Source organism: Micromonospora vinacea, from assembly GCF_015751785.1.
Taxonomy (GTDB): Bacteria; Actinomycetota; Actinomycetes; order Mycobacteriales; family Micromonosporaceae; genus Micromonospora; species Micromonospora vinacea.
In genome coordinates, this window is the sequence record NZ_JADOTY010000001.1 from 6,084,594 (window position 1) to 6,101,066 (window position 16,473).

General features: G+C 67.8%; 15 protein-coding genes and 2 pseudogenes. 7 read left to right on the plus strand and 10 right to left on the minus strand.

Features of this window, described 5'->3' with window-relative positions; genetic code table 11:
- Nucleotides 1-10 precede the first annotated feature (10 nt).
- Entirely contained in the window at nt 11-955 is a 945-nt protein-coding gene (locus tag IW249_RS28505; protein ID WP_196923588.1) for a TAXI family TRAP transporter solute-binding subunit, read from the minus strand.
- Nucleotides 956-1,593: 638 nt separating this feature from the next.
- Nucleotides 1,594-1,866: pseudogene (locus tag IW249_RS28510) on the minus strand (transposase family protein); the annotation flags it as partial.
- A gap of 296 nt (nt 1,867-2,162) precedes the next feature.
- On the opposite strand from IW249_RS28510, the gene IW249_RS28515 reads away from it, so the two are divergent.
- Nucleotides 2,163-2,627, plus strand: coding sequence for a hypothetical protein (locus IW249_RS28515; RefSeq protein ID WP_196923589.1), 465 nt, complete (start codon nt 2,163-2,165; stop codon nt 2,625-2,627).
- A 56-nt stretch (nt 2,628-2,683) separates the two neighbouring features.
- Nucleotides 2,684-2,850, plus strand: a pseudogene (locus IW249_RS35370) (transposase); the annotation flags it as partial.
- 425 nt (nt 2,851-3,275) lie between these two features.
- Here the strand turns inward: IW249_RS35370 and IW249_RS34535 are convergent.
- The 4 genes from IW249_RS34535 to IW249_RS28535 all read right to left on the minus strand — a co-directional run bounded on the left by IW249_RS34535 (nt 3,276) and on the right by IW249_RS28535 (nt 5,180).
- Nucleotides 3,276-4,121 (minus strand): hypothetical protein, encoded by an 846-nt coding sequence (locus tag IW249_RS34535; RefSeq protein WP_231392684.1) that lies wholly within the window; start codon nt 4,119-4,121, stop codon nt 3,276-3,278.
- A gap of 95 nt (nt 4,122-4,216) precedes the next feature.
- Nucleotides 4,217-4,468: a hypothetical protein gene (locus IW249_RS28525; RefSeq protein WP_196923590.1), complete on the minus strand. Its 252-nt coding sequence runs from the start codon at nt 4,466-4,468 to the stop codon at nt 4,217-4,219.
- Nucleotides 4,465-4,614 (minus strand): hypothetical protein, encoded by a 150-nt coding sequence (locus IW249_RS28530; protein WP_231392685.1) that lies wholly within the window; start codon nt 4,612-4,614, stop codon nt 4,465-4,467. The genes IW249_RS28525 and IW249_RS28530 overlap by 4 nt, the downstream gene beginning before the upstream one ends.
- A 236-nt stretch (nt 4,615-4,850) precedes the next feature.
- Nucleotides 4,851-5,180, minus strand: coding sequence for a hypothetical protein (locus tag IW249_RS28535; RefSeq protein ID WP_196923591.1), 330 nt, complete (start codon nt 5,178-5,180; stop codon nt 4,851-4,853).
- 829 nt (nt 5,181-6,009) lie between these two features.
- On the opposite strand from IW249_RS28535, the gene IW249_RS28540 reads away from it, so the two are divergent.
- The 5 genes from IW249_RS28540 to IW249_RS28560 all read left to right on the plus strand — a co-directional run bounded on the left by IW249_RS28540 (nt 6,010) and on the right by IW249_RS28560 (nt 11,359).
- Nucleotides 6,010-6,513, plus strand: coding sequence for a hypothetical protein (locus IW249_RS28540; RefSeq protein ID WP_196923592.1), 504 nt, complete (start codon nt 6,010-6,012; stop codon nt 6,511-6,513).
- A 266-nt stretch (nt 6,514-6,779) separates the two neighbouring features.
- Nucleotides 6,780-7,115 carry a nucleotide pyrophosphohydrolase gene (locus tag IW249_RS28545; RefSeq protein WP_196923593.1) on the plus strand — a complete coding sequence of 112 codons (336 nt, stop codon included), beginning with the start codon at nt 6,780-6,782 and terminating at the stop codon, nt 7,113-7,115.
- A 154-nt stretch (nt 7,116-7,269) separates the two neighbouring features.
- On the plus strand, nt 7,270-9,162 hold the full coding sequence (locus IW249_RS28550; protein ID WP_231392686.1) for a DUF2075 domain-containing protein: 1,893 nt from the start codon (nt 7,270-7,272) through the stop codon (nt 9,160-9,162).
- Nucleotides 9,163-9,235: 73 nt separating this feature from the next.
- A complete protein-coding gene (locus IW249_RS28555; protein ID WP_196923595.1) occupies nt 9,236-10,072 on the plus strand; it encodes an aldo/keto reductase in 837 nt (278 codons plus the stop codon).
- Nucleotides 10,073-10,117: 45 nt separating this feature from the next.
- Nucleotides 10,118-11,359, plus strand: coding sequence for a hypothetical protein (locus tag IW249_RS28560; RefSeq protein ID WP_196923596.1), 1,242 nt, complete (start codon nt 10,118-10,120; stop codon nt 11,357-11,359).
- A 54-nt stretch (nt 11,360-11,413) separates the two neighbouring features.
- Here the strand turns inward: IW249_RS28560 and IW249_RS28565 are convergent, their stop codons facing one another.
- The 4 genes from IW249_RS28565 to IW249_RS28580 form a co-directional block, all read right to left on the minus strand.
- Complete coding sequence (locus IW249_RS28565; protein WP_196923597.1) at nt 11,414-12,478, minus strand: ABC transporter ATP-binding protein; 1,065 nt, start codon at nt 12,476-12,478, stop codon at nt 11,414-11,416.
- 11 nt (nt 12,479-12,489) lie between these two features.
- The gene (locus tag IW249_RS28570; protein WP_196923598.1) at nt 12,490-13,593 is read right to left on the minus strand and encodes an ABC transporter ATP-binding protein; all 1,104 of its coding nucleotides are present in this window, start codon (nt 13,591-13,593) and stop codon (nt 12,490-12,492) included.
- Nucleotides 13,590-14,567: an ABC transporter permease gene (locus IW249_RS28575; RefSeq protein WP_307788735.1), complete on the minus strand. Its 978-nt coding sequence runs from the start codon at nt 14,565-14,567 to the stop codon at nt 13,590-13,592. The genes IW249_RS28570 and IW249_RS28575 overlap by 4 nt, the downstream gene beginning before the upstream one ends.
- A 122-nt stretch (nt 14,568-14,689) precedes the next feature.
- Nucleotides 14,690-16,429, minus strand: coding sequence for an ABC transporter substrate-binding protein (locus IW249_RS28580; RefSeq protein ID WP_196923599.1), 1,740 nt, complete (start codon nt 16,427-16,429; stop codon nt 14,690-14,692).
- Nucleotides 16,430-16,473 lie beyond the last annotated feature (44 nt).

Here is a 16,473-nt window from a genome sequence, read left to right on the forward strand (position 1 = left end):
GACCGCCGGGTCAGCGTTTGCGGTCGCGGAACCAGGCCGCCGCGCCCGGGTGGAGCGGGACCGACGCGGTGGAGATCCCGGTACGCACGTTGATCTGCCACGCCTCCGGAAGAGCCTCGGCGCCGTCACGACCAGCGGAGGTGATCGCCCCCGTGTGCCGGAAGACCGTGTCGGTGATGGCGTAGACCAGATCGTCAGGCAGGTCGTCGCGCGCCAGCAGCACATTCGGTACGGCGACGGTGCGCGTCGCTGGAACGCCTGCGTAGGCGGCCGCATGGATCGTGGCCGGGGCGTAGGGACCCGGGTACGCCGTGAAGAGCACATCCGCCTGCGCGTCCAACGGAATCAGCCGGATCGGGTGGCGCTGCGCCAACTCGGTGATCGCGGGCGTGGGGACGCCGGTCAGCGAGAACATCGCGTCGATCGTGCCGTCGCGCAGCGCCCCCGCCGACCCGGCCTGGCTGAGGTTCCAGGCATCGGCTTTCAGCGGGTCGAGCTTCAGGACCCGCCGCGACGTGAACTCGGTGCCCGAGTCGTGCGCACCGAGGGACACCCGCTTGCCCTCAAGGTCCCGAAACTCGCCGATCGCCGAACCGGCCATGACCACGAGATGCAGGTGACTGTCATAGAGCCGGCAGATCGCCGACAGCCCCCCGGGCGCGCTGCCGTCGCTGGTGATCAGCGCGTCCAGGCTGGTCAACCCCAGGTGCACCTCGCCGGCCCGCAGCATCCGGATGTTGTCGGTGGACGCCCCACTCGGCACGGTGGTCACCGTGGCACCCGGCACCTGCTCCGAGATGTGCTCGGCCAGCGCCCCACCGATCCGCCGATAGACCGCCCCCGCCGGCCCGGTAGCCAGTCGCAGGTGGACCGGGTCCGCCTCCGGCTGCCGTGAACAGCCGACGAGCAGCCCACTGCCGGCCAGCAACACCGCCCGCCGACTGAACAGCACCATGCCGAAATGATACGGATGAATGCGCGGAGTGCGCGATCTTGCAGTTTCGGTCGTCGGCTTGCGGGACTCTGCGTCATTTGTCGCGACAGAAAGTGCAAGATCGCGGCCTGACTCGGTCGATCATGGAGTTGTGGTGCCCGGTTTAGCGGCGTAACGGGCGCTTTGTTGCCCACCACAACTCCATGATCGGCGAGGCGGTGCGGGTTCGCGAACCGCCCGCTCCGCCTGGCGCAACGTTCTTGGCGCTCGCCCCGCGGGCATACACGCAGCGCCACTGGCTGGGGCGGCCGTGCCGGCCCCGCCTGCCGGGCTTGGGCCAACGAACAGCAACAGGCCATCACCGGCCTCGCCCAGGGCGCCGACACCATGGCCGCGATCACCGAAGGCGCCGCCGCCCTGGTGGCCGCCGTCCGACTCTTGGTCCGCGACACCATCGCCACCTGCGTCTCCCGCCTCATCGTGTACGCGGGCGAACTCCTCATCACCGATGGACTGGCCGCGCCGCTGGTTGTCGAGCAGGTCACGACCTTGGTGGCGTCTTGGGGAGCGTGGATTGCACGGTTGTTGCGGGGGCTGTTTGGCCAGCCTGCGACGGCTGATTCCGGAGACGCGCCGGCTCGGCGACCTCATCGAGAAGCGGTGAACGACCTGCGCGGACAGGCCGGCGTCGGGCAGTACCAGCGTCGTTTGCGCCAGCGCAGCCGCACTGATCGACCGGCGACCGGCAGGTCCTGCGGCCGGGTGGTGGCCCACTGCTTCACCCGGGCCGCTCGCTGCCCACACTGCGGGCAGCATCGTGCCTGCTCACAACCGGTGGACACATCCACCACGGGGACGCCCTCGACGTCCAGCTCGACCCGTTCCACCACCAGGCCGTCCAGACCCAGCAGCCGGCTCGTATCGTTGACCATGCTCGCAGCTCTTCACTTGTGACCATCCGATCTAGACACTCAGATGATCACCGATGAGCTGCGAGCCCTCTATATCCGGGTCGCCGTCAGCCGCGAACCCCGCTCAACTTCGAAGAGCCGTCAACGCGTAGGCACACGAGCACCCGGCCGGATCGCGCCCATTTCGCAGCCCAGACCCACGATTCAACATGATCGTCTGCCCACCAACTGCGGAACGGGTTTGACAGGCTTGCTTTTCCGGTCCCGGGTTCCCGACAGTAGGGCACATGTCATGGTGGCGACGTTACCGATACTCCGTGCCCGGCGTTCCCCCGAGCGGTTCGGGGGAAGGTTGGGACGTCTACCGCCCATCGGCCCTCACCGGCCGGCCCGTCGTGGCCGCCGCGCTGGCCCGGGCGCCGCAGCGGTTCGCCGACCTCGTCTTTGAGCCCGGGAGCCCGGAGCTGGCGCTGACGCAGGAGCAGTTGCTGGACAACATGGGGATCTCGACCGGCGACGGGTTGACCTGGGAGCTGGGAATCGACGACGAAATCAAGCCGGTCATCGACACCGGACCGGACGTGGTCGACGAGGATCTGATGGTCACCGCATTCGAAGCCCGAACCGGCGTCGTCTGGGCGCAGCATCCGGATCGGGAGTTCTACGAGATCCGGCTGGCCGAACCGATCCGGGCGGACGAGGCGCTGGCCGTGTTCATCGACGCGATCGCGCACGCCCACCGCGAGCTCGCCCAACGACTGCGGATCGACCTCGGGGAGTGACGGCACGGTCCGAGCGCCGGCAGCGAGTCCGGGTCCTTCTTGTACGGCCACCTGATATCACCAACGCTGTCTCCGAAGGCACCAAACTGCGTCATCAAGATCCATCCCCGCGACGCCTACGGCTTCCCGCAACCCCGAAAACCAGCGCCTACGCACCCCATGCGCCACCACTCGGCGCGCCCGCGGACACTCAAACCCGCTTAACTTCGAAGAGCCCCTTTGATGAGTGGCAGACGGCGTACGACGTCGTCTACCGTGCGCTGCCGGCGGCGTCAGATCTTGCCTGCCCGAACTGCGGGCAGCGGACCCTACGGATCGTCTTGACAGCACGGCCCGCAGCCAATGCCGGGTACGTCTCGCTCTGGTGCGACACCTGCTTGGAAGGGACCCACGTGTGTCGGGCGCCTATTCCAGACGGAGTCACCGTGCGACCGATGGACAAGCCGCCCGAGGAATGCAACCCTCGCGTTCCTAACTACCGTCTCGTGACGTGACGAGGGATTGAGGGCAGGGCCCCAGCGATTCCCGACCGGAGCTGACTAAGGACGCCGACACCTGCTCAGATCGAGCAGAAGTTCGACGTCGAGCGCGTGCGTCGTGACCATCGGGGGCCAGTACCCCTTCCACGAGCGCGTCCACCTCTGGTGCTCACCGTCGGCGCTTGTTCAGACTCGGAAGGCCACCGGACACGGTCCGCACGGTCCCGTCCGGGTTGCTCCGGCCCGGCTTCTGCTGGGCCTCGGTCACTCGCCGCCCGGCGAGGTCGGAGGCGCTCAGGTTGACGACGACTCGGTCTGGCCGCCGCCAGCTCCGTAGCTGAGCCTGAGCTTGCCGGCTGTCCGCGGCGCCCGTCAACGCGCGGATGGCCGGCATCGCCCGGGATGGGTCAGCGAGCAGGAGATTGGCGACGTCGGCTGGGGTCAGATTGCGCGGCGAGGCGTCGCCGGCCGGAACGAGTGACCCATGGATCAGCCCATTCTCAATCCACAACCACACTGGCCTCCGGCCATCGCCGGCTCGCATCATCGGGCTTGTCGACGGGACGCTTAGCGTGGTGGACGCCTGCCTGGCCGAAAGGTGGGCTCGTAAGGCGGTCGCCAGCTGCGCCTGTTGCCGCGACAGGGCCGCAACGTCGGCCGCCGGGCGGGACAGGGCCACCTGACCCGGCGATGCCACCCCGCGGACTTGCGGCGGCCTGGTCGGGGCGGCTCGCCGTTCCCCCGCTCGCCGTTCCTCCATGAACCAGCCGGCGAACGTCCACTGCTCCCGCGTGAAACTGACCGGGATGAACTCGCTCAGGTCTGGTGCCGACGTGTTCTGAACGGAGAGTTGGGCGTGTCGCTTCGCCTGTTCCGCTGCGGTGAACGACCCGATATGGAGGATCGCGTCCAGCGGTATCCGCCTGACGTAGGCCTTCGGCCACGGCAGCAACCGCCAACGCCGGAGGACAAGGTGCTCCTCCTCGAACCTGGCGTCCCAACGCCGAGCGACCATCCCCGCCACCTCCCGTGCGGCGCACGTTAGCGGCCTAATGATCATCACCGCACTCGGCACAACGGGCAGTTGAGATCCCGGATCGTCTGGTTGTGTCAGCGGCGCAGCCGACGGGTGCAGTCGCCATCGTGGCCGTCGCGGAGGAGGCAGCGCCGCCCGCCAGGCATTCGCAGGTCGCAGAAGACTCGGTGGCGGAGGGATTGCCGGTCCTCTTCGGAGACGGTGGTCTCCCCCGGGTCCGCCATCGGCAACACCCGCATCCACCGGCCGATGACCCGGGCCAGGCGTTGCGCGGCAGCCAGGTCGGTGGCAACGACGGGCAGGTGGATGACGTACCGCTGGCTCATCGGGCCCGACCCCGCTCGTTGCGGGCGCCGGCCTGATCGGTCTGCCAGCGACGTAACGCGGCCTTGATCCGGGCCGTCTCGCGGCGGCTCTCGGCGAGAGCGGCGTCGACGGCGGCATCAAGACGATCTCCGGGGAGATGCGGCATGACTGACCTGACCGGCGCCTTCTGGCGCAAGAGCACCCGCAGCGGCGACAGCTGAGTTCGCCTCGAGGCGGAACACCGATCGGCCCGCCTGGGGCCACGGTGGGAACGCCCCCGACCGGCGTCTACGCCGGCCAGGGGCGCGCCTGGTGATGGTGGGAACGAACTCACGAAGACGTCACTGCCCTGCCGGCTTTCGGAAGCCAGTGCAACGGCGTTCTACCTCAGAGCGGCGCGAATCACCTCGGACGGTAATGCTGGTCAACCTTGTTGTTGCTAGGGTTGTAGGTGCAGTAATAAAACTCGTCTTCGTTAGCATTAAGCCACTTGGCGTCGTCCTTACAAATGTTGCACTGCCCCGCAGTATAGCTTCGCAGAAAGCGGCTGTTCGGCTGCGCGGAGGTTGGGAGATTGCACTGATTCGCCATAATCGAAATATCGCCCGCTCCCGCGCTCTGAGCGACACTCGCATCGGCGGCCGGAGCCGCTGATGCGGCAGTTACCGGTGCAAGAATCAAAGCCCCTGTCGCCAGAGTCAACTGGATCGCTCGCACGAATTCTTTGCGCATGGCAAATTCCTCCCCGTGGTCGGTCTTCACTTGCCGGAAGCCGCAGTCAGCGACCCAATCCGCCGATGGCCGCCCATCCGACGCATTGACGCTAACGCACGTCTCTGCTCAACGTCAAGATCTAGCATCACGAGGCCTCAGATCAGGCTGAACAGGAGTAACACCGAAGTGGCGATGACCAGCCAAAGAAGCAACCCATCGTCCTCGTTCGGTCCCGCTGTGTGCATCGCAGGCCCTCGAGCAGACCGTTCACCAGGATGTACCAGGCCAGGAACAACGGCAGGATCGCCGGAATCTCAAGCAGCAGGTTCACGCCGAAAGGGTATTGCAAGCTTCCGAATCTCTATAAGTCCAACTACAGATCCCCCTACGCGCGACTGAGCGTGTTGCAGTTTTTCAGTACGTTGTAGAGCCCGGTCAACTCTCGTCCATATTGCGCCGCCTCGTCACCGGCGCCGAACCCAGCCAGAACCGACTGCGGATCATCGCCCGCCCACCCCGCGACCGGCGCCGCTGCCTGGGCACGAGGCGGGCAACGACACAGCGCGACCCCGCTGCACGTGCTGCGACGTGGGCACAGTACGGCGCACCCACCCCCTACGGTCCGCACAGTGTCGATCGACATCGACCGTACGCCAATTGCGCGGCCGGGATTTGCGCGCCGATGACCGACACAAATTAACCTGACTATTTGGGCAGCCCGCCACTTGTCCGACCATCGACAGATTCCCTTTGAGCCGGATAGCTGACAGCGCCACTCTTCGACCACCGCGCTAATCTGCCTTCGATGGTTCCACTGAAACACGCGGCTACCCCGAAGGAGAAAGTCATGTTCATCGTGGCGACTCAGGATCCGAATACCCGAAGTCGATCTGCAGGGCCCGATTCGGGAGCCGCTGCGTGGGGTGCTCTCCTGCCCATCGACGCCGGCCTCACCCAGGCCGAGGCGGATCGACAATTGGCCACCTACCTGGCCGGGGTGCAGGCTGGCGAACCACTGTGCATCCGCGCGCACGGCAACGACGAGGAGATCGGTGACGCCGAAGCCGGTGCCAAGGACTGGGGCTGGACCTACAAGAAGCTGGCCAGAATGCTGGCCACCCACCTGACCGCCACCCCGAGCGTCGTCCTGATCCGGTCATGCGCCGAAGAGGTGACAAACTTCCCTACCCAAATGGCAGTCCGGCTGGAGGCAAACTGGCCGGGCGCGAACCACCTCAACGGGGTCGTCATCTACGGCTACAACACGTCTGTCGAGGTCAGTACGCCCGTCCCCTCTCCCCAGCAACTGGCGAAGAACGTCCAGATTCAGCCGGTCATCATCTCGTTGTGACCGGCTGCTGCATCGAGTAATTCATCGCGTACGCTATTTATCTCAGCATTCTGGGCTTCCGCTTCGAGCTGATGCATACGGACGTAATTGACGCTCGAGATTATTTGAGTAGTCCGAGTACCGGTCTCGTGCGGTGCGTCAGTACCGGAGGGCGTGGAGCATCCGTCGCCTACAGCAAGTCGCTGGCCGGGGCGCTCGATCTCGACAAGCCACCGGACCGCCGTCGACGCAAGGCGCTGTTACGCGGATCTGCGATGCTCCACGCCATGGACGACCTGACGAGCCGCGTACGGGCATTCGCGGAGGAACGGGACTGGCAACAGTTCCACACGCCCAAGAACCTGGCCATGGCGCTCGCTGGCGAAGTCGGTGAGCTGATTGCCGAGTTCCAGTGGCTCACGCCGGAGCAGTCTGCGGCGGTCATGTCCGACCCGGACGCAGGTGGTCGGGTGAGGGCCGAGATCGGCGACGTCATGATCTATCTGGCTCGGCTCGCCGACGCACTCGGCATCGACCTGACAGATGCGGCTCTGACCAAGCTCGAGGATTCGGCTCGCCGCTACCCAGTTGAGCAGGCTCGCGGCTCAGCGGCGAAGCGGTAGCCGCAGGCAGCGTCAACATGGCGCTCAGTTGATCTCTTCGCTACAGTCCATCACGTAGAAGCGCGTCACGACGGGCTTTCGGCGACTGCCGGACACGCCCCCATGCGCACGATCACTTCGTGCTGCCCGGGGGCAAGTGTTGTCAGCATTTCGCATGTCTGCCGATGGTCTGCTGCGCCTGAGTGGCACGGGCCTGCTCGCAGACCGGATCGTGGAGCAGATCGGTCGCAATGTGAGTCCGGCAGAACGTCGTTCCTGGTCGCACAGCCTGGCGGTGCTGGGGCAGGATCTCGCCGACGCGGGTCTGGGCCAGGTGGAGATGCTGGTCGAGTACCAGTTGCCGCTAACCAGCAAGCGGGTGGACGTGGTGCTTGCCGGTGTGGACCCCCGGACGTCCGACGATTCCTACATCGTCGTCGAGTTGAAGCAGTGGTCCTACGCCGAGTCCCATGAGGGTTCGGACACCCTCGTGGCAGTGGAGCACGCCCGTGGCCCACGGCTCCACCCTGGCGTCCAGGTTGAGCTTTACTGCGAGTACCTGACGGACTTCCTCGGCGTCCTCGCCGAGCAACGGAACCCGGTCCGTGGAGCGGCGTACCTGCACAACGCGACCGACCGCGACATCCGTGATCTGTTCGATCGCCAGGCGACCGAGCAGAGCCGGATCTTCACCAAGCAGCGGCGGGGGCAGTTCCTCGATTACCTACGTACCCACCTTGCCCCGGCCTCTGGCGCTGGCGCGGCTGACCGTTTCCTCACCAGCTCGGTTCGGCCCAGCCGTCACCTGCTGCGGTATGCCGCCCAGGAGCTGAAGGATCGGTCGCGCTTCACGCTGCTGGATGAGCAGCGCGTGGCGTACGAGTTGGTGTTGCACGCCGTGGAGAAGGCGCGGTCGGCGGACCGTAAGTCGGTCGTGGTCGTCTCGGGCGGACCGGGCAGCGGCAAGAGCGTGATCGCCCTGTCGGTGCTTGGGGAGTTGGCACGACAGAACCGTTCCGTCATGCACGCCACAGGCTCGCGGTCGTTCACCCAGACCTTGCGGCGGTATGCCGGTAAGGGTTCGACCCGCCTGAAAAACCTGTTCGGCTACTTCAACAGCTTCATGTCTGCCGAACGCAACGGTCTGGACGTCCTGATCTGCGACGAGGCACACCGCATCCGGGAAACCTCCGTCAACCGCTTCACGCCGAAAGCTCGGCGGGAAGAGGCTCGTTCGCAGATTGACGAACTCATCGCTGCGGCCCGGGTGCCTGTCTTCCTGCTCGACGAGCACCAGGTGGTGAAGCCGGGCGAGTTGGGCAATGTCGAGGTCATCTCGTCGTACGCAAAGCAGCTCAAGCTTGACGTCGAGGTCGTGTCATTGCACGGCCAGTTCCGCTGCGGCGGCAGCGATACGTACGAAGGGTGGGTCGTTGACCTGCTCGGCCTCGATGACGGCGAGCCGTCGGTCTGGACCGGCGACGGGAAGGTCGACCTACGTCTCGCTGAGTCGCCAGAAGAGATGGAAGCCTTCCTCGCCAGCAAGCAGGTGCCCGGTGTGACCGCCAGAATGTCCGCCGGGTACTGCTGGCCGTGGAGCGACCCGCGGCCGGATGACAGTCTGGTGCCGGACGTGCAGGTAGGCGGATGGTCGCGACCCTGGAACGTCAAGAGCGACCGCAGCGTTGGCGAGGCACCAGGCAGCGCGTTCTGGGCCACCGATCCGAACGGTTTCGGCCAGGTGGGCTGCGTCTACACGGCGCAGGGCTTCGAGTACGACTGGTCGGGTGTCATCGTCGGGCCGGACCTGGTCGCCCGGGACGGCCGGCTGGTGACGCGGCGCGACATGTCGAAGGATCCAGCGTTCCGCAGTCGCAAGGCGGTCAGCGACGCCGAAGCGGATCTACTGATCCGCAACACCTACAAGGTCCTGCTGACCCGCGGGATGAAGGGCACGATCGTCTACTCCACGGACCCCGAGACACGGGAGTACCTCGCCTCGATGGTCAAGGTGATCCGGCCGGTCGAGACGGTCTACGAGGCGGCAACGGACGCCGGCCTGAGCTGATCGACCGGTTGTTCTCGGCAGCCCAATCCGTGCGGGTAGGGTCCAGTCACGGTCGACGAGAGGCAGATCAACCATGGCGGTTCCCCAGTTGGCGGCAGCCGACGGCACCACTCTGCCGGCGATCGGGCTCGGCACGTACCGGCTGAACGGCTCGGCGGGTGTCGACGCGATCGGTCAGGCGATCCGGGCGGGCTATCGGTTGATCGACTCGGCGGTGAACTACGAGAACGAGGGCGCGGTCGGCCGGGCCGCTCGTTCGGCGGGCGACGTGCGGGACGAGCTGGTCGTCACCTCGAAGCTGCCGGGGCGGCACCACCGCTACGACGAGGCGCTGACCACCATCGAGGAGAGTGTGTTCCGCACCGGTCTGGACCGGGTCGACCTGTATCTGATCCACTGGCCGAACCCGAAGGTCGACCTGTACGTGCAGGCGTGGCGGGCGCTGATCGAGGCGCGGGAGCGTGGCCTGGTGCGGCACATCGGGCTCTCCAACTTCCTGCCGGAGCACATCGAGCGGCTGGTGGCCGAGACCGGGGTCGCCCCGGTGGTCAACCAGATCGAGGTGCACCCGTACTTTCCGCAGCAGGAGGCGCTCGACTACCACCGGGAGCAGGGGATCCTGGTGCAGGGTTGGAGCCCGCTGGGCCATGGCAACGACCTGCAGCAGCATCCCGTCGTCGTGGAGATCGCGGCCGCGCACGGCATCAGCCCGGCGCAGGCGATCCTCGCCTGGCATGTGGCCCGCCAGGTGATTCCGCTGCCCAAGGCCGCCTCCCCGCAGCGGCAGGCCGAGAACCTGGACGTCTTCGGCGTCAAGCTCACCGACGCGGAGGTCGAGGCCATCACCGCGCTGGGCCGCCCGGACGGGCGGCTCTCGGACCAGGACCCGGCGGTGTACGAGGAGTTCTGACGAACCCGACCGGCTGACTGTCGGTGGGGTGGGAGAGCATGGGGCGTGCTCGACGGACTTGACGACATCGACTGGGCGCGGCTGGGCCACGCCTACGGGGCGGCCGACGACGTGCCCGACCAACTGCGGGCGCTGCTCTCCCCCGACCCGGCCGTCCGGGACGAGGCCCTGGGTGAGCTCTACACCAACGTCTTCCACCAGGGCAGCCGGTTCGAGGCGAGCGCGTACGCGGTGCCGTTCCTGGTGGAACTGCTCGCCGATCCGGCCACCCCGGACCCGGCGGCGGTGCTCGGGCTGCTGAGCGCCCTGGCGATCGGGTACGACGAGGGTTTCCTGCCGGAGGGCTTCCCGGTGGCCGAGTACCGCCGGGCCGCCGAGGGCGGACGTGAGCTGCTCGATGCCAAGCCGCCGCCGTGGACCGGCACGGACGAGTCGGAGAAGGAGTACGTCGAGTACACGTACGTCGAGTCCCTGTCCGCGGCAGAGCAGGGTCGACTGTGGGCGTACGTCGAGGTGGCTACCTACGATGCGGTGCGTGCCGGGGTTCCGGTGTTTCGCACAGTGCTGACGCACCCCGATGCGAGCGTGCGGACGGTCGCGGCGTACGCCCTCGCCTGGTTTCCCGAGGAGGCCGACGGCAGTGTGTCCGCGCTGGCCGGCGCGATCGACGCCGCTCAGGAGCCAGGTGTCGAGTCGACCCCCGGTGAGATGGCCACCATGCTTGTGGCGTCGGGGTTGCTGGGTGCCGCGCCGGACGTTCGGTGGTTGGCCGATCCGCGCCCGGTGCTCCGCTGGGCCGCCGCGATCGGTCGGGTCCGGGTCCTCGGCGCGGCGGCCGACGCGGCGACCGTCGAGGAGCTGTTGAGCTGGGCGTCGGCGCCATCCGACGACGCCGGTACCGGGCCGGTCGAGGGCGAGTGGGTGCCGTTCCTCGGCGGTGATCGTGGTGGTTACGCGGGCCTGGCGCTGCGGCAGCTCGGCCCGGAGCACGAGGACCGCGCCTTCGACGCGCTGCTCGACCGGCTGCCCGCCGTCAGCGGCGAGCGGTCGTTGACGGTGCTGGGTGTGGCACTGCGCCTCGCTTTCCCGGATGGTCCGGCAGCGGCAGGGACGCCGGTCGGGGTGTTGCCGCCCCGGCAGCGACGGCTCGCCGAGGTGCTGGGCCGGTCGACCGAGCCGTGGCTGATCGACGGGCAGGAGTTCGGCAACGTGGCCATGCTCGTCGGTGAGTACGGCCTGCCGAGGAGCCGCGAGGCGATGCTGACGTACCTCGAACGCGTCCCGTAGCCGGCCGGCGGCCAGGCCGGCGGTGGCATCCACGAGGCCGGCCGGGCTCGACGGTCAGGCCGCCACCGCGGTGGCCGATTCCTGCAGCGGGCCGGCGAAGTGGCACGCCGCTGCCTGCCCGTCGCCCACCTGACGCAGCGGCGGGGTCGTGGTGGCGCAGACGTCCTCGGCCTTCCAGCAGCGGCTGCGGAACCGGCAGCCGGTCGGCGGGTCCATCGGGCCCGGCACGTCGCCGGCCAGCCGGATCCGCGTCTTCGGCGCCCCGCCGCGCACGACCCCCAAATCGGGTACGGCGGAGAGCAACGCCTGGGTGTACGGGTGCTGCGGCGTGCCGTAGAGCGCGTCGCGGTCGGCGATCTCGGCGACCCGACCGAGGTACATGACCGCCACCCGGTCGCAGAAGTGCCGCACCACGCCCAGATCGTGGGCGATGAAGACGAACGCGATGTCGAACTCCTTGCGGAGGTCTTCGAGGAGGTTCATCACCTGCGCCTGGATCGACACGTCGAGGGCGCTGACCGGTTCGTCGGCGACGATCACCTTGGGCTGTACGGCCAGGGCGCGGGCGATGCCGATGCGCTGCCGTTGGCCGCCGGAGAACTCGTGCGGGTAGCGGTTGTAGTGCTCGGGGTTGAGGCCCACCACCTCCAGCAACTCACGTACCCGGTCCAACTCCCTGCCCTTGGGCACGAGGTTGTGCACGCGCAGGGGCGCGCCGATGATGGCGCCCACCGTGTGCCGCGGGTTGAGCGACGAGTACGGGTCCTGGAAGATCAGCTGCAGCTCCCGCCGGTACGGCCGCAGGTCCTTCTCCTTCAGGTGGGTGATGTCGGTGCCCTGGTAGAGGACCTGCCCGCCGGTCGGTTCGAGCAGCCGGGTGATCAGGCGGCCGGTGGTGGTCTTGCCACAGCCGGATTCACCGACCAGGCCGAGCGTCTCGCCGGCGCGCAGTTGCAGCGACACCCCGTCGACGGCGCGGATCCGGTGGTCGTTGCGGCCGAACCACCCGTCGCCCCGAGCGGTGAAGTGCATCTGCAGGTCCCGCAACTCCAGCAACGGCGCTCCGATCGCGTCGGCGGGCGCGGCGAGGGTCGCGGTGTCGGTGGTGGCAGTGGTCATCACGTGTTCCTTCAGGGCAGCCGGGGCAGGATGTCGGTCTCGAAGATCCCGGCCGGGTCGGGCAGGTGGCAGCGGGAGGTCCGGGTGGTGTCCGCCGTGCGGGAGACCAGCTCGGGCAGGTCCACGGCGCAACCCTGCACCCGACCGGCGAACTCGCACCGCGGGTGGAACGAGCACCCGGTGGGCAACGCGAGCAGGCTGGGCGGCGTGCCGGGAATGGGGTGCAGCCGGGTCGGTTCGCCGGAGACCGCCGGGATGCTCTCCAGCAGACCCCAGGTGTACGGGTGCAGTGGCCGGCCGAGGATCGCGTCGGCCCGGCCGTACTCGACGCCGCGTCCGCCGTACATGACCAGCACGTCGTCGGCGATCTCGGCGACGACACCGAGGTCGTGGGTGATGAAGAGGACCGCCGAGCCGAAGTCCTGCTGCAACTCCATGATCAGGTCGAGGATCTGCGCCTGCACGGTGACGTCCAGCGCGGTGGTGGGCTCGTCGGCGATCAGCAGCTTGGGGTCGTTGACCAGGGCCATCGCGATCATGGCGCGTTGCCGCATGCCGCCGGAGAACTGGTGCGGGTAGTCGTCCAGGCGGCGGCGCGGGTTGGGGATGCCGACCCGGCCGAGCATCTCGGCCGCCCGGTCCCGGGCCACCCGCTTGGACACGCGGTGGTGCGCCCGGTATGCCTCGGTGATCTGGTCGCCGACGGTGAAGTACGGGTGCAGCGACGACTGCGGGTCCTGGAAGATCATCGCGGCGTTGGCACCTCGTCGCTTGCGGAGTTCGGCGGGTGGCATACCGACGATCTCCTCGCCGCCGACGGTGATCGAGCCGGTCATCCGGGTGCTGCGCGGGTCGTGCAGGCCCATGATGGCCATGCTGGACACGCTCTTGCCGGAGCCGGATTCGCCGACCACCGCGAGGGTGCGACCCAGTGGCAGGGAGTAGCTGAGCCCTTGCACCGCCTGCACGAGGCCGTCGGCGGTCGGGAAGGTGACGGTGAGGTCCGTGACCTCCAGGTAGGACTGCCCAGCGGCGCGGTCGCCGGCGGTGCGGCGGGCGCGCGAGACCGTCTCGGGCCGTCGGCCCGGGGTCGACAGCAGCTGCGGTTCGGTCATCCCAGCCTCACTCGCGGGTCGAGGATCGTGTAGAGGATGTCGACGAGCAGGTTCATCACGACCAGCACCACCGAGCCGACCAGCACGCCGGCCATCAACACCGGCAGGTCGTACTGGTTGAACGCGCGCAGGGTCAGCACGCCGAGGCCGGGCAACCCGAACATCGCCTCGGTGAAGATCGCCCCGGTCAACTGGATTGCCAGGTCGACGCCGAAGATGGTGGCGATCGGGGTGATCGCAGCGCGCAAGCCGTGGCGGTAGACCACCCGGCGTTCGCTGATGCCCTTCGCGCGGGCGGTGCGGATGTAGTCCTCGCCCAGCGTCTCGATCATGGACGCTCGGGCGTAGCGGGTGTACGAGGCGGCGTTGGCCAGGCCGAGCGTCAGCCAGGCGGCCAGCAGCCCGGTCGCCCAGGTGAACGGGTTTTCCAGCAGCGGGTGGTAGCCGGCGTGCGGCAGGAACGTCGCGTACAAGGAGACGAGCAGCGCCACCACGAAGTACGGCACGGCGTTGATGCCGAGCGAGGTGCCGACCATGAGCCGATCCAGGTAGGTGCCTCGTCTTCGGGCGGCGACGATGCCGGCGAGGATGCCGGCGATCAGGTAGACCACCGCGCCGCCGAGGACGATCGAGACGGTGACCGGCAACGCCTGCCCGATCAGCTTGGTCACCGGCTGGCCGAGCGTGTACGAGTAACCGAGGCAGGGTGCACCGCAGTCGATGGTGAGCCCGCCGGAGTGGTACGTCCGCCCGACCGCCAGCCCTTTGAGATACCCGCCGACCTGCTGCGCGACGGGCTCGTCGAGGTTGAGGCTGGCGCTGATGTCGGCGTAGCGCTCCGGGGTGCAGCGCTGGCCGCAGATCGTTCCGGCCGGGTCGGTGGGCGCTATGAAGAACAGCCCGAAGCTGGCGACCAGCGTCACGATGACGACGGAGACCGCGCTGGCGATCCGTCGCAGGATGTAGATGAGCACCGCCGAGGCTCCTGGTGGCAGCGGGCCGGGGCTGGGAGCCCAAGCCGGAACGGGGAGAGGGGTGGACGCCGGCCGGCACAGTGCCGGAGGCCGGCCGGCGTCCAGGTTGGGGGTGCGGAAGGTCAGTTCTTCAGGAACATGTTCACGTAGAACGGCTCACCCGCGGAGGCGTCGCCCTCGGCGCCACCGATGTTCGTGCCGATGGCGAAGGCGAGCTTGCCGTAGTAGCGCGGCAGGGCCACGTACCTGCCCAGGATCTCCTTGTCCAGCTCACCCCACTTGGCGACGGCCTGGTCGGCCGGGAGGTTGCCGATCTCGTCGATCTTGGCGTCCAGTGCCTTGTCGCTGAGCTCGCCCCAGCTGGTGCCGTCGGAGATGCTGTGCGTCTGGAACAGCACCGGGAACCAGCTGCCGCCGCTCGGCCAGTCCGAGCACCAACCCTGCGGCTGCTGGCCCATGTTGACCGGGGCGTCGTAGTCAGCGATCTTGGAGCGCAGCTCCGCGGTGGTGACACCGATCGGCTTCACGGTGAAGCCGGCCGCCTTGAACGCGTCGACGCGGATCTGGTTGCTCTGCTGCGGGATCGGCTTGGTGTTGTCGTAGTACCAGCTGAGCTCGAAGCCGGTCTTACCGGCCGCCTCCAGGTCGGCCTTGGCGGCGGCCGGGTCGCCCTGGCCGACACCGCTCAGGCCGGGCAGCGGGTCGTACTTGGTGTAACCCGGCACGCTCGGCGGCAGGACGGTGCTGGCCGGCGCGGAGTTGAAGCTGTTCAGACCGGCGGCCTTGTTGACCTGGTCGTACGGGTACGCCTTGGCGATCGCCTTGCGCACCTCCAGCGGGATCTTGCGGGTGTCCAGCTGCACCGAGTAGGTGCAGGGCTGCTCACCCTGGATCAGCTGGGCCTTCTTGTCCCCGGTCAGCTGCGGGATCAGCGAGGCGTCGACGGCGCCGTAGTTGAGTGCGTTGGCGTCCTCGCCGGCGCTGTTGAGCACCTGCTGCTGGGTCTTCGGGTCCTCGCCGCCCCACTTGAAGTCGAAGCCGTCCGGGTACTGGTGCCGCACCGCGTCGGTGTTCGGGTCCCAGTTCGGGTTCTTCTTCAGCTTCAGCTCGGTGCCGGGGGTGAAGGTGTCGAACTGGTACGGCCCGGTCGCGAGGGGGTTGTTCTTGTAGTTCTCCTTGGTGTCCTTGGCCTTCGGGATCGGCGTGAACACCGGGAAGGTCAGGTAGAGGGGCAGGTCCGCGAACGGCCGGGCCAGGTGGATGACCAGCGTGGTCGGGTCCGGGGTCTCCACACCGGCATAGGCGTCGCCGCTGACGTAGGGGCCCTTGTACGTGTCGCCGTCCTTGAAGGTGGTCAGCTGGTACGTCGGACCGTTGGCGAACACGTCATGGGCGAACGAACGCTTGATCGCGTACGCCAGGTCCTCGACCTTGACCTCGCTGCCGTCGGCGTACTTGATGCCCGACTGCATCTTGAACGTCCAGGTCAGCTTGTCCGACGAGACGGTGCCGAGGTCGGTCAGGTCCGGCACGAGCACCGGCTTGCCGTTGCGGATCGCGAACTGGGTCGGGCTGCGGAAGAGCAGCTTCTCGATCGCCAACGCGTCGGCGTAGTAGGTGTCGGTCGGGTCGAAGGTGTTCGGGGTCAGCTGGGAGTAGACCGTGATGACGCCGCCCTTCTTGGCACCGGGCACCTCGGCCGCCGGCCCCTTGGCGGTCGGGTCGAGCGCGCTCTGTTGGGTCTCGATGCCCTTGGAGTCACCCCCGCCGCTGCTGCCGTTGTTCGACGAAGGGCTGCCGCAGCCGGCCACCGCCATGGTGGCGGCCAGCGCGGCGGCGAGACCAACCTTCAGTTGCCTCACAGACGTACTCCTGTCTTGTCTTCCGGTTCTACTTCAGCCCCGGG